General features: G+C 59.2%; 14 protein-coding genes. 4 read left to right on the forward strand and 10 right to left on the reverse strand.

Going from position 1 to position 13,290, the window contains the following annotated elements; translation table 11 throughout:
• Window positions 1–510 (forward strand): cellulase family glycosylhydrolase (locus VEH04_02340; protein HYG21593.1); only part of this gene is annotated, 510 nt, incomplete at its 5' end.
• A 12-nt stretch (window positions 511–522) separates the two neighbouring features.
• Here the strand turns inward: VEH04_02340 and pabC are convergent.
• From pabC to VEH04_02365, 5 genes are all read right to left on the reverse strand, one after another.
• Window positions 523–1,377: an aminodeoxychorismate lyase gene (gene pabC / locus VEH04_02345; protein ID HYG21594.1), complete on the reverse strand. Its 855-nt coding sequence runs from the start codon at window positions 1,375–1,377 to the stop codon at window positions 523–525.
• Between the two features lie 64 nt (window positions 1,378–1,441).
• Window positions 1,442–2,908 carry an aminodeoxychorismate synthase component I gene (pabB, locus tag VEH04_02350; protein HYG21595.1) on the reverse strand — a complete coding sequence of 489 codons (1,467 nt, stop codon included), beginning with the start codon at window positions 2,906–2,908 and terminating at the stop codon, window positions 1,442–1,444.
• A 10-nt stretch (window positions 2,909–2,918) separates the two neighbouring features.
• Window positions 2,919–4,181, reverse strand: a complete 1,263-nt coding sequence (locus VEH04_02355) for a pitrilysin family protein (protein ID HYG21596.1) — start codon at window positions 4,179–4,181, stop codon at window positions 2,919–2,921.
• Between the two features lie 9 nt (window positions 4,182–4,190).
• Window positions 4,191–4,874 (reverse strand): TIGR00730 family Rossman fold protein, encoded by a 684-nt coding sequence (locus VEH04_02360; protein ID HYG21597.1) that lies wholly within the window; start codon window positions 4,872–4,874, stop codon window positions 4,191–4,193.
• 572 nt (window positions 4,875–5,446) lie between these two features.
• A complete protein-coding gene (locus VEH04_02365) occupies window positions 5,447–5,788 on the reverse strand; it encodes an RNA-binding protein (GenBank protein ID HYG21598.1) in 342 nt (113 codons plus the stop codon).
• Between the two features lie 281 nt (window positions 5,789–6,069).
• Here VEH04_02365 and VEH04_02370 point away from each other — a divergent pair, with 281 nt between their 5' ends.
• The 3 genes from VEH04_02370 (at window position 6,070) to VEH04_02380 (ending at window position 7,822) form a co-directional block, all read left to right on the forward strand.
• A complete protein-coding gene (locus tag VEH04_02370; GenBank protein HYG21599.1) occupies window positions 6,070–6,915 on the forward strand; it encodes a methylated-DNA--[protein]-cysteine S-methyltransferase in 846 nt (281 codons plus the stop codon).
• A gap of 74 nt (window positions 6,916–6,989) precedes the next feature.
• The gene (locus VEH04_02375) at window positions 6,990–7,175 is read left to right on the forward strand and encodes a DUF3008 family protein (GenBank protein HYG21600.1); all 186 of its coding nucleotides are present in this window, start codon (window positions 6,990–6,992) and stop codon (window positions 7,173–7,175) included.
• A 122-nt stretch (window positions 7,176–7,297) separates the two neighbouring features.
• Entirely contained in the window at window positions 7,298–7,822 is a 525-nt protein-coding gene (locus VEH04_02380; GenBank protein ID HYG21601.1) for a ferritin-like domain-containing protein, read from the forward strand.
• 130 nt (window positions 7,823–7,952) lie between these two features.
• Here the strand turns inward: VEH04_02380 and VEH04_02385 are convergent, their stop codons facing one another.
• Genes VEH04_02385 through murB form a run of 5 tightly spaced genes read right to left on the reverse strand, consistent with a single transcriptional unit; the run spans window position 7,953 to window position 13,287 of the window.
• Window positions 7,953–9,254, reverse strand: coding sequence for a cell division protein FtsZ (locus VEH04_02385; protein HYG21602.1), 1,302 nt, complete (start codon window positions 9,252–9,254; stop codon window positions 7,953–7,955).
• A gap of 4 nt (window positions 9,255–9,258) precedes the next feature.
• Window positions 9,259–10,482 carry a cell division protein FtsA gene (gene ftsA, locus VEH04_02390; GenBank protein ID HYG21603.1) on the reverse strand — a complete coding sequence of 408 codons (1,224 nt, stop codon included), beginning with the start codon at window positions 10,480–10,482 and terminating at the stop codon, window positions 9,259–9,261.
• The gene (locus VEH04_02395) at window positions 10,475–11,434 is read right to left on the reverse strand and encodes an FtsQ-type POTRA domain-containing protein (GenBank protein HYG21604.1); all 960 of its coding nucleotides are present in this window, start codon (window positions 11,432–11,434) and stop codon (window positions 10,475–10,477) included. The genes ftsA and VEH04_02395 overlap by 8 nt, the downstream gene beginning before the upstream one ends.
• 6 nt (window positions 11,435–11,440) lie before the next feature.
• On the reverse strand, window positions 11,441–12,361 hold the full coding sequence (locus VEH04_02400) for a D-alanine--D-alanine ligase (protein ID HYG21605.1): 921 nt from the start codon (window positions 12,359–12,361) through the stop codon (window positions 11,441–11,443).
• Window positions 12,358–13,287 carry a UDP-N-acetylmuramate dehydrogenase gene (murB, locus tag VEH04_02405; GenBank protein HYG21606.1) on the reverse strand — a complete coding sequence of 310 codons (930 nt, stop codon included), beginning with the start codon at window positions 13,285–13,287 and terminating at the stop codon, window positions 12,358–12,360. The genes VEH04_02400 and murB overlap by 4 nt, the downstream gene beginning before the upstream one ends.
• Between the last annotated feature and the right edge of the window lie 3 nt (window positions 13,288–13,290).

The following is a 13,290-nucleotide window of genomic DNA, read 5'->3' on the forward strand; positions in this document are numbered from 1 at the left end:
AACCTGGTTTTGCCGCCCGACGACAATGTCATCGTTTCGGTTCACTGTTACGACCCGTTTCATTTCACGCATCAGGGAACGTCCTGGGGCGGACCCGACGTCAAGGTGACGGGCTTTCGCTTTCCCGGTCCTCCTGAAACACCGCTGACCATTGCCACCAACGTGCAGGCGGCTCCCTGGGTTCATGACCGTGTCAAGCAGTACAACACGCAGCCCGCCGGAAACAATCCTGTGAGCGCGACCGCGTTTCGCGAAAAACTGCGTCAAGCCCGCGCCTGGTCAGATCACTACGGCCGCCCCGTGCACATCGGCGAGTTCGGCTGCTATTACAAGGTGGACGCTGAATCGCGCACGCGATACTACGAACAGTTCCGAAAAACCGCGGAGGAATTGGGAATCGGCTGGGCAATCTGGGATTGGAGCGCGAATTTTCGTTATTGGGATCGTGAGAAGCAGCAACCCCTTCCTGGAATGCGGGAGGCGTTGTTCGGGCAGCCGTCGAACCCGTGAACGCGAGCGGGTTCAGGAGCGGGCGCTAAGGGTTTCCTGGTTCACCCGTTGCCAGTAGATTTCACGCAGGTCGTTGATCATCGCATGTTGCTTCAGCGGCACGCCATCAAGGGAGCCGGCGGCCACGATGCCAAAGGAACTTAGGGAAAGAAAAACACCATCGGATCCGCGCAGTTCTGAAGTGGTGACCGCCTTCTCGCAGGCTTTCAATCCACGCTGGGCGCAAAGTTCCAGCACCACCGAGCGCGTCACACCCGCAAGGACGCCACTGGACAAGGGCGCAGTGCAGACACTGGCATTCTCCATCCAAAACAGGTTGCTGCTGCTGGCTTCCACCACGTTCCCGTCGGTGTTCAGGAGAAGCGCTTCCTGCGCTCCAGACGCATCCGCTTCCGCGCGAGCCAGGACCTGCGGCAGCTTGTTACAGGTCTTGAACAGCGCGAGCGGCTCATTTGCTGGCAGGCGAAACGAAGAGGTGACGAGCTTCCACGGCGTTTGAATGGCGGATCTGTCAGGTGCTGGGTGCACGGACATGACGAGTGTCGGCTTGTTGGCGCCGCTGGGCGAATAGCCGCGCACACCCACCCCGCGTGAAAGCGTGAGCCGCAGGAGTCCATTGGTCGTGCGATTGCGTTGAATCAGTTCATCCATATGCCGCCTGATCTCGGCGCCCGAATATGGCAGCACGACCTTTAGGAACGCCGCGCCTGCAACGAGCCGTTCCCAATGCGCAGCAAACCGAAACACAACCCGGTTCGCAAAATACAGTGTCTCGAACAATCCGTCGCCGTACAGGAAGGAGCGGTCGAACACGGAGACAGTCGCCTGCTCTTCAGTTACGAATTGGCCGTTGATGAACACCTGCACGGGAATGTTTTAACCGAAAGCCGGTTGCGCACTGAGTAAAATTTTCAGGCTGCTGACCCGGCTCTCAACCTGGGTTCAGCAATGGATGGGCGGCACAGGCACCCTGCCCGACGGCTTGAAAGAAACCGGCGGCCTTCGCCAGCGTCTCCTCATATTCGGCTTCGGGACTGGAGTCTGCGACAATTCCGGCACCGACATTGAAATACGCATTGCCCCCTTTGCACACCGCCGTGCGGATCACGATGCTCAGCTGGGTTTCGCGATTGAACCCGAGGTATCCGAGTGCGCCTGTGTAAGGACCCCGCGCGAGCGGTTCCAGTTCGTCAATGATTTCCATTGCGCGAATCTTCGGCGCGCCAGTGATGCTGCCGCCCGGAAAGCACGAGGCAAACGCTGCAAAATGGGTGACATCGCTGCGAAGCCGTCCTTCTACCGTCGAGACCAGGTGCTGCACGTGGGCGTAGCGCTCCAGGCGCATCAAATCAGGAACCATTACAGTCCCGTATTCACAAACCCGGCCGAGATCGTTGCGCAGCAGGTCTGTAATCATCACCAATTCCGATCGTTCCTTCGGACTCGTCTGCAGTTCGTATCCAAGTTGCGCATCCCGGGTGGGATCGTCCGCGCGCGGGCGTGTTCCCTTGATCGGACGCGTCCGGATGTGCGAGCCGCTCACCCGCAGGAACTGTTCGGGCGATGAGGAAGCAATTACGAAATCATCGCAATCAAGGTATGCGGCGAATGGAGCGGGCGAAACAGCGCCGAGTCGAAGGAACAGTTCCCATCCGTTGTTGCGCCACGGAACGCAAACGCGATGCGATAGGTTCACCTGATATATATCACCCGCGCGGATGTACGCCTGCGCGCGGGCAACACCTGACAGGAATTCATCCCGTGTGGAATGACTGTTCCATGTGGTTGCACGATCATCGCCTGCCGTGCGCGCGATGTTCGGCGAGCAATTCCGCGCACGTTCCTTCCAGAATTCCAATTGCTCCCGCGCGCGCGCCTCGCCGCGAGCCCCATCGTCACCCATTCCCGTGGAGATCACCCACGTTGTTCCGAGCGAGTGATCGAACACCACCAGGCTGTCGTAGAAACCGACGTGGGCATCTGGCAATTCCATGTCGCTGGCCGCGCGCCGCGGCAGGCGTGGTTCCACGAAATTCTTGAGGTCGTAGCCCCAATAACCAAAACAGCCCCCCAATGGGAACGGAAGATCCGCTTCTTCCAGCAGTTCACAGCGGGCCATCAGGCTGTCCAGCAGGTGCCATGGATTTCCAAACTGCACCTGAAATGCGTCTCCTTTTCCGGCCCGGATCTCACAGCGTGAACCAAACGAGCGAAACGTCAGGAATGGGCGCGCCGTCAGGAACGAGTAGCGGCATGGTGTGGATTCCGGAACCGTTGTTGCCGCCGAACCGGAGGGTTCCAGGCTGCGCAACAACATGACGCCCCGTGTGTCATGCACGGCCGCGGCGAGTTGTTCGGGCGACCCGGCGAACGCAAGTGTCTCAATCAGGGAGCGCATAAAGGGCCCGTCACATTCGGAGGATGCGATCCAACCCGGCCGCGCTCTTTGCAGGACTGACAAGCGCCAGGTTGAGGCGATCGGGTCGAAAGAAATCGCGCGCCGCGCTCCTGACTTCATTTGCCGTCACCCGCTGCAACGATCGCTTCGCCTCGCCCGGCCGGATCACGCGGCCGTAGCAGAGGACGTTCTCGCCAATCCAGTTCATCTGGTTGTCCGTGCTTTCGAGGCCAAGATCGTTTTGGCCGATCACGTAATCGCGCGCCCGCTGCAATTCCGCCTTGCCGGGGGGCTCATCGCGAAGCCGTTTCAGTTCACGCTGAATGAGCTTCAATGTCTTTTGGACGTTGTTGGCGTCCAAACCAACGGAAATCACCAGGTCGCCGGTTTCATGAAAAAAACTGGGCGTGCTGTAGATCGAGTAGGCCAGGCCGCGGTCTTCGCGAATGATCTGGAACAGGCGCGAACTCATGTTTTCGCCCAGCACTGCATTGAGCAGGCGAACCGCGTGACGCCGGCGGTCATGGCGCGAACAGGTGCGAACGCCGATGGCAATTTGCGTCTGCTCGGTTCTGCGGGTCGCAATACGCACCTGCACGCCACTCTGCTCGATCCGCACAGGCAGAAATCCCGGACGCGGTGCCTGACGCATGCGGCGGCAGGCCCGCTGCACTTTCCTCACCACCTGCCGATGCGACAACTTTCCCGCAGCGGCAATCACCGTGCTGCCCGTGACGTAGTTTTCCTTGAGAAAGCCAACCAACTGCTCGCGGCGCAAACCGTCCAAGGAACGATTCGTGCCCGTGATCGGCCGGCCCAGCGGCTGATCCGGCCACAACGTTGCATTCAACAGTTCCTGGACGTGATGCTGCGGCTGGTCGAGATACATCGCCACCTCTTCCTTGATCACATCGCGTTCCTTCCGGATGTCGTCGGGAGAAAACGTTGAGCAGAGGAACATGTCGGTCAGGACATCGAGGAGATCATCAAACCGGTCCGCACAGGCCCGCGCGTGAAAACACGTGAACTCTTCGCTGGTGAAGGCGTTGAGATATCCGCCGACGCCCTCGACCGATTCGGAGATTTCCTTGGGTGTGCGGCGGCGCGTGCCCTTGAACAGCATGTGCTCGATGAAGTGGCAGACGCCATTCAGCTCCCTGGCCTCAAAGCGGGAACCGACGCCTACCCAGATTCCGAGGCTCACGCTTGCCATATGCGGCAATTCCGCGGTGGCCACAGTCAGCCCGTTCGGGAGGCGAGTCACCTGGTACATGCGATTCAATCAGGCCAGCGCCTTGGGCATGACTTCCGGCGGCCCGACCCGCCGCTTGTAATCGAGGATGATGTCGATGGCTTCCTGCGGGTCATCGGTCAGTGTGAAAAGGTTCAGGTCTTCAGGGCTGATGTACTTGTTAGTCTCGAGCTGGTCTTTCATCCATTGAATCACCCCTTTCCAGAACTCGCGCCCGAACAAGATGATCGGATATTCGGGAATCTTCTTTGTCTGGATCAGGGTCATGACCTCGAAAAACTCATCGAGCGTTCCCAATCCTCCCGGCATGTAGATGAACGCAATGCTGTATTTCACGAAACAAACCTTGCGCGAGAAGAAGTAATGGAAATTGAGCGGGATATTGGCGTAACGATTGCCGCGCTGCTCATGCGGAAGCAGGATGTTGAGCCCCACGGATTTTCCCTTGGCGAGAGCCGCGCCCTTGTTGGCTGCCTCCATGATCCCAGGGCCGCCACCCGTGACAATGGCGAGATTGTGCGCAGCAAGCGCCTGGGTCAGGTCCACGCACGCCTGATAATACGGGTTGGTTGGAAGCATCCGGGCGGAGCCAAAAACGGTGACGCCGGGTCCAACTGTCGACAGGGTTTCGAAAGAATCGACGAATTCCGCCATGATGCGGAAGATGCGCCACGGATCTTCCTTGATGAAAGCAATGTTGGTTTCTCCGTTCATGCGCGGAAGATACCAGCGGGATGAGGCCAGACAAGCAAAGGCGAAAATGGCCGAGTTGCCGCATTTTCAAATCGGCTGATTCAGGGCTCAGGCCCGGGGGAACTTCCTGGCAAAGCCGATCAATGCCTTAGCTTTCCGATCGGACGCGAATTTGCTTTTCGGGTGGTATTTCCCTGCTCTCCGTTTTGGCCCTGCGTGGTGCCGGTTTGATCAGGTTTTCCCCCGCTCGTTGCGTGGCTGCGGCGATTTGATTCCGCCCTTTTCGGGATTCCCGGTCCTTCTGTGCGCCGCCGGTTGTCGCGGCCGCGCTGCGCTGACGTTTCACCGCTGCGAGTGTTCATAGTCGCCTGTCGCATGCGAATGGGAATCCTGCAAGGTGGGAAGTGCGGGCGCATCGGTAGGGGGTGAGGGGTAAAACCTCAGCGTCGTTCACACACCCCTTGCTGTTCGGCTAGCAGTTCCCCTGGCCGGGCCTGCATTGGACTCTAACCAACTAGTCAGTGCGCCCTGGCGGGCGCACAAAAAAAGGGCCCGGGAAAACCCGGGCCCCGCGATAGAAAAAACCGATGGGGTTAGTGACGTTCGCGACGAGGACCGCCGCCGCCACCACCACCGCCGCCACCACCGAACCGACGCGCGCCGCCGCCGCCGTTGCCGGGACGTTCTTCACGCGGGCGAGCGATGTTAACTGTCAACGCGCGGCCGTCAACAGACTTGCCGTTCATCGCGTCAATGGCTTTTTGAGCTTCCTCAGGAGTGCTCATTGTGACGAATGCGAAGCCGCGGGACCGCCCGCTCATCTTATCCATCATCAGGTTGGCTTCGAGGACCGTTCCATGGGCGCCGAATGCGTCCTGGAGGTCATTTTCTGTGGTGTTGAAGGAAAGATTTCCTACAAACAATTTGTTATTCATACTCTATTCATCCGTCGCCTGCGCTGCTTTCTGAGACTGTTCCCGACTGCCGGGTCTAAAATCTCCACTGAACCTAGTTCACCTGAGGATTACCATGCCTTTGATTGCAATTGCTTGGACAGATTTGCGATACCTTGTGCTGTGCCGTTCCAGATAGCAATATCTATTTTGCTCGGAATAGGGGTAGGTATTTACCTACCGGGGCCAGGCGCTTTACCGGGGCAAGCGCCGCTTCGCAAGAATCGGGTGGAGGGAAATTCCGGGTGTGTCATGCTCGTCTCATGCAACCAGCAGGGTTCCACTACCAGCGCATCGCAAACGCTATTCGTTATCTGGACGAACACCAGGCCGACCAGCCCGATCTTGCCACGCTCGCTCGCATCAGTGGGCTGAGCAGTTTTCATTTCCATCGCCTGTTCTCAAACTGGGCGGGAGTAACGCCCAAGGACTTTCTCCAATGCCTGACGGCAGAGCGCGTGAAACGTGCGCTGCAGAACGGCAGCAGCGTGCTGCATGCTGCGCTGGACGCGGGATTATCAGGCCCGGGCCGCGCGCACGACCTCTGCGTCAGCCTTGCCGCAGCATCGCCGGGTGAATTAAAATCAGGCGGCGCCGGTTGGACACTGAACGGGGGATTTGCGCCAACCCCATTCGGCATCTGCCTCATTGCCGAGAGCCCCCGTGGTGTCTGTCATCTTCGGTTTGTGGAGCTCGGCGAAGAAACACTTGCGTGGGCGCAGTTGCAGGCGGAATGGCCTCATGCCGTCATCCGCCGCAACGACACGCGTGCCAATGAATATGCCGCTCATGTGTTTGCTCCCAAACCGGGCATCCATGCGACGCCGCAGCCGCTTTCTGTCTACGTTCGGGGAACCCCGTTTCAGACGCGCGTCTGGCAGGCGTTGCTTGCAATCCCGGCCGGCCAGCTCACCACCTACAGCCGCCTTGCCCAACAGGTTGGCCATCCAAAGGCCGCCCGCGCAGTGGGAAGCGCCGTCGGTGCAAATGCCGTTGCCTTTCTAATTCCATGCCATCGCGTGATTCGCGAGACGGGCGTCATTGGCGATTACAGATGGGGACGGGATCGCAAACGTGTGCTGGTTGCGGCTGAGCTGGCTCGCGCATGATCGGCTGCGGGTGCGAGGCGCACGGGAGGCAAACACCTGATTGCAAACGGAGCCGGGATTTTCATTGTGGGCGCATGCCAGCAAAATCAAAACAACAGCAGAAAGCCGCAGGCGCAGCGCTTTCAGCCAAGCGCGGCGGAAAGAGCAAGAGCTCACTGAAAGGCGCGTCGCGCAGCATGTACGATTCGATGAGCCAGAAGCAGTTGCGGGATCTGGCCAAAACGAAACGCAAGTCGCTTCCGCGAAAGAAAAAAAGCTGAAGCCGTCCTGACGCCTTCATTTTCGCGAAAATCCGCGCGCCGTCCCCGGTATTCAACCCATTGTGACTCCCGCGCGCGACGCCGTATGGTGCGCGGACAAACCGTTAACCATAGGAGAACATATGAGTGATTTGCGCGAAACGTTCATTGAAGAATTGAAGGACCTGTACGATGCCGAAAAACAGATTACCAAGGCGCTGCCGAAAATGGCAAAAGCCGCTGAGCACGAAGAATTGAAGGAAGCGTTCGAAACGCATCTCGAGGAAACCGAGGCGCAAATCGAACGTCTCGAACGCGTGTTCGAGTTGTTCGATGAAACGCCCAAGGGCAAGAAGTGCAAGGCGATGGAAGGCCTGATCGCAGAAGGCAAGGAACTCATTGAAGAGGAATCCGGCGATGCCGCCTTGATCTGCGCGGCCCAGAAGATCGAGCATTACGAGATCGCTTCCTATGGTTCGCTCGTCTCCTGGGCTCGATTGCTCGGAGAAGATGAAGCCGCCGATGTGCTTGAGGAAACCCTCAGCGAAGAGGAGCAGACGGATGAAAAGCTCACGGATGTCGCGGAAAGCGCCATCAACGTTGAGGAAGCGGAAGGGGACGAAGGCGAAGAAGAAGAGGAAGCAACGACTTCGCGCAAAAAGAAATAGGCTGCAAAGCTTCTTTGGAATCCACGGACAGGCGCGTTGCCTGTCCTTTTTCTTTTCCGGGAATGTCGCCGGGACGCTCCTCCAAGATGCCCCTGCGTTGTCCCGGGCTTGCTGGCAGTGATTTTAACCGCTAATTCAGCGCTATTCCGCGCCGAATGTAGGTCGGCACGTCCAGGTCTTCTCCCTTGTGAATGGTCGGTTCGCTCTTATCGAATCGGCCTTTCGAAACAATTTCGAGCGGCAACTGTGTCTGCCGCAGCCGGGGAGCTGACTTCCTCCCGCGGGACCCAGCCTGCGTGCTGGCGAGTTGTTCCATTCGCTCAGGGGACATGGCCGGTGGCGGCGGCACGAACCGCGATTGCGGCCGCGCCGTGGAAGCCCGATGCAGCTGGGTGTCGAACGGCATCTCCGTTGCGCGCGCAGTGGCGGGCGCTTCCGCCTCCGCCTGCGGCCGAAGCTCAGCGGGCGCGGCACGCCGCACGGCGACGAGTGTCACCGACATTCGATCTGCAAACCCCGGGTCAACAGCAGCGCCCATGATCACCTCGGCGTGCGTGCACTTGCCGTTAATGTGCTCCATCACACGATTGATTTCCGCCATGGTAAGATCCGTCCCGGCAACGACGCTCACCAGCACGGCCGATGCTTCAGCGAGGGCCTTGCCGCTGTCGAGCATGGGGTGAACGAGCAGTTTGTCGACGACCTCCCTTGAACGCGTCGCGCCAGCACCTTCAGCCGTGGCGTAGCAACTCTCGCCCTGGCGTTCCCTCAGAAAATCACAAAGGTCAGCGAAATGAATTTCGATCAGGCCTTTTGAAAGAACGAGCCGGGCCATGCCGCAGGCGCCCTCAGAAACGAGCTCATTGGAAAGCCTGAAGGTCTCCAGGACAGTCGCGTTCTCGTCAATCAGCTTGAACAACTTCTGGTTCGGCAGGCAGAGCACGCCGTCGGCCGCGGACTTCAATTCGTGCAGACTGGCGCGCGCCTGCTGGTGCCGCCTGTTGCCTTCGCAATCGAAGGGAAGCGTCGCGAACGCCAGCACGAGCGCTCCCGCCTCACGCGCCGTCCGCGCCAGCACGGGACTGATCCCCGAACCGGCGCCCCCGCCCAACCCTGTGACAATGAACACCACATCCACGCCGGTGCACGCCGCCTTTAAGACCGCGACATTCTGTTCCGCCGCAGCGCGTCCACGCTCGGGGTCGCCGCCCGTTCCAAGCCCCCTCATCAAACGTGATTCGAGGCTGATCTTTTCGGGCGCCGAGGATCCCAGCAACGAAACGTTGTCGGTGTTCACCGATGCGAACTCTGCGCGGGTGGCGCAGCTTTTCATGACGTGTTCCAGGATGTTGAGGCCGGCATTGCCGACGCCGAAAACTTTGATGCGAACGCCTTGCGGCACGGCTGGCCCGGATTGTTCAGGAGTTTCCATGGAATCAGGAGCGTCGAAAGATTTGTCCGATAGTGCTCTTCAACCCGTCTGCAAGGCTTGGCTTGCCGCCGCGTTTGCGTTGTTGAAACGAGCCGAATTTCACAAGCCCGATCGCGGCTGCAAATTCCGGCTGATCCAGGGCCGACTTCAACCCATTGATCGAATTGGCTTTGCCGATCGTGACGGGCATGTTCAACACAAGTTCCGCCAGCTTTGCAATTTGCGGAATGCGGGCGCCGCCGCCGCACAGGAAAACCCCGGCCCGAAGATAATCAAGAAGGCCCGCCGATTCCATGTCTTGCGCGATCAGGTGGAACAACTCCTCCAGGCGCAGCGCCATGATGCGACGCAGGTTTTCCAGGTTGATCTTCTTCATTTCGAGACCGATCTCGTTGCTGATGGTGATCGTCTGTCCCTTGCATGAATCGTCGACCAGCGCAGCGCCCTGTTCGATCTTCAATTGTTCAGCGCGACCGAGCGGAACCTTCAAGCCGTAAGCCAGATCGTTCGAAACGTGATCCCCCCCAACTGCAAGCACACCCACGTGCTTGATTACTCCGTCGGCATACACCACGTATTCAGTGGTCCCGCCGCCAATGTCGATGACCAGCGCGCCAAGCTCCTTCTGTTCGTTCGTAAGCAATGCCAGCGATGAGCCAAGGCCCGTAAAAACGATTTCATCAACTTCCAACTGCAGCCCTTTAACGGCGCGAATCGCATTCTGCAGGCGGTTCAAGTTGCCGTGCACGACGTGAACATCCACTTCAACGCGAGATCCCAGCATGCCAACCGGATTCACAATCCCATCCTGGCCATCCACCAAAAAGTGCTGCCGGATGGCGTGAATGACATGATTCTGAGCGGGCAAATTGATCGTCTTGGCGTTCTTCACGACGTCCTGGACGTCTTCTTCCGAGATTTCGCGGTCAGCTGAAACGATTGGATGAACGCCGCGATTATTGAACCCGCGGACATGGCCGCCCGTGACGCCCAGGTAAACACTGCGAATTTCAACGTCGGCCATTTGTTCCGCCTCCACGATCGCGTTGCGAATGTCCTCCTCCACCTTTGGCGCATCGCAAATCTCCCCCTTGCGAACGCCCCGCGAACGGGATTGTCCAAGCCCCACGACGTTGAGGGTGCCTTCGGAATTCATTTCGCCGACTACGGCGCACACCTTGGACGTGCCGATTTCCAGGCCGACAATGATGCTGGATGAATCAAACATGTTTTCTTCTTTGGCGGGAGGGTTTGGCGGATTTGGGAGCCTCGGGCGGCAGCACGCTGGCTTCCTGCAGACGCAACGGCGTGTTCTCGTTCACGGCAAGGTCAAGCGACGCGATGCGCTGCTGGAATCGGGCGCATTCCTGATGCACCACATGCCACCGTCGCAACTGCCGGTCGAAATCGTTCAGCGAAAAGGTGATTTCACTGCCTTCGTCGGTGGTGGCGACCAGCACCTGCGGCATTGAAACATCAATCCTCTTCAACTCAACCAATCCTGCAAGGGGACAACTGGCGAATTCCTGGATGAGCCCAAGCGCGGCCGCGAGCTGTGGTGAATCCATCGAACGACCGGGCTGCAACTCGCTGAAGCTGATGCCCGACAACAACGGCAACTCGCTCCTGTAACCCTGCAGCGGAATCGCACGCTGGCGCGGATCAAGCGGCAGCAGCACATAACCTTCAGCGTCCACATGAAAGACCGCGAACTCGAGGCCGTCGCCATTCGGGCGCGGCATGTTCACCTGGGCGATGGGTTCCCGTTCCGAAACCCGTATGCGCAACGTGGCCGGAAGAATTCGTTCGAGCGAAACATGCTTGATGACGGGCGCCATCTCGAGATCGCGTCTCACCTGCGCAAGGTCCAGCGAGAGAAGATTCGCCCCAATCTTCACCTTGGACCAGCGGCGCAATTGATCGGCCGAAATAACACCGTCGGTTTCAACATCAATGGTTTGAATGGCAAAGGATCGGTTCTCGTAAACCAGACGATTCAAAAGCCATTCCCCACCCGACCAGAGTGCGTACAGGCCGAGAATCGTCCCGCAAGTCACCCCCAGCGCTGTCGCCGCCATGCGGGCTCGCGCCTTGGCTGCGACGCTTGAGCGCACTTTGACATCAAGCACGTGCGTCCGTCCCAGCCGCCGATTCCTGACTTTTCGTTTCTTCCAAAACACGTTTTTTTAATGAGTAGTTTTTGAGCTTTTCTGACGCTGCAATGCCATGTCGACCATTCTCTGACACAGCTCGGCATAGCTCAGTCCCGCCACTTTCGCAGCCTTCGGCAGCAAGCTGGTTTCAGTCATCCCTGGCAGCGTATTGACTTCGAGAACGACCGGGGCTCCTTCCGTCGTCACCATCACGTCCACCCGCGCGTAGTCGCGCCCGCCAATTGCTCGAAAGGCCGACAGCGCTGCCGTCTGGATGCGGGCGGTTGTTGAGGCATCGAATTCGGCGGGGCAAAAGTATTCGGTCGAACCTGGCGTGTACTTGCTGCGATAATCATACGAGCCGCACTTCGGCCGCACTTCCACCACTGGCAACGGGGCGCCGCCCAGGATGCCGACGGTTGTCTCGCGGCCGATGATCCGCTCTTCCACGAGCACCTCGGAATCGAATTTCAAAGCAGACGAAACGGCGGCCGTCCATTGGTCCATTGAATCAACAAAATGCAATCCAACGCTCGATCCCTGGCGCACGGGTTTGACAACGAGCGGCGGCTCCCAGCCGTCCGGCCACGGCGCGGAGGGCGATCTGACCACGAACGACTTCGCTGTCAAAACATCCGCGGCAACGCAGCATTCCTTGGTCAGCACCTTGTCGAATGCCATCTGGCTCGCCTCAACTCCGCAGCCCGTGTAAGGCACGCGCAAGTTCTCAAGTTGCTGCTGCACGGTGCCATCCTCGCCATACGTTCCATGCAGAGCGAGGAACACGACATCGGTGCCCGGCGAAAGCACGAAGGTGCCATCGCGCGGATCCACCTCAGTGACCTCGTGTCCCAGCGTACGCAATGCCCCCGCCACGCCAAGCCCGCTGCGCAGCGACACCTCGCGTTCGGCGCTCGGGCCGCCCAGGAGGACCGTAATGTTGAGGCGTTTCATGGCAATGAATGTTCCCCGATGATTTCCACTTCGGTGTGCAGTTCGATGCCTCGCTCAGCCGCTGCGCGTTGCTGCACTGCGCGGATCAAAGTCAAAACGTCGCTGGCTGTTGCGGTTCCGTCGTTCACCACAAAATTGCCATGTTCCTGCGACACCGAGGCGCCGCCCACGCGCGTGCCCTTCAATCCGAGCTCGTCGATGAGTTTTCCCGCAGAAATCGCCACTGGATTTCGGAACATGCAACCCGCGCTCGGCGCGGCTGGCTGGGAATCCCAACGCTTCTGGCTGAAGACTTTCATGCGGGCAGCAATCGCATCGGGAGAGTCAACATTGCCAACCAACACCGCGGAGATCGCAATGTGCGCCTTCAAGGCGTCGCAATTGCGATAGGCCGCGCCCATCGCGGCAGGTTGCATTTCGACCGTGGTTCCATTGCGATCCATCACGCGAACGCGCTCGACGAGCTGGAAAGTTTCGCCTCCCATGGCCCCGGCATTCATTCGAAGAGCGCCGCCCACGGTGCCGGGAATCCCCTCAAGAAATTCGAAACCCGCCAGGCCATTTCGCTTTGCGTCAACGGCCACCTGCTTGAGACGAGCCCCGGCCCCGCACGACAATCGTCGCCCGGAAATTTCAATCTGGCTGAAGACTGGATGCGCCAGGCTGATGACCACGCCGCGAAAGCCGCCATCGCGCACAATCAGGTTCGATCCACGGCCCAACACAAAAAACGGGATGCCGTTCGCCGCGCAGAATTGAACAGTTGCGGCGAGATCGTTTTCAGAGGCGGGTTCCACGTAGACATCAGCCGGCCCGCCGACGCGCAGCGTCGTACGCCGCGCCAGCGGTTCGTCGCGCCGGACAATGGCGTCACTGGACAAACCGGCGGTCAGCAGATCAGCGAAACTCGAGCGCGAGGGTGTCATGGT

The sequence above is a fragment of the Verrucomicrobiia bacterium genome (genome assembly GCA_035629175.1).
GTDB lineage: Bacteria > Verrucomicrobiota > Verrucomicrobiia > Limisphaerales > DASXHY01 > DASXHY01.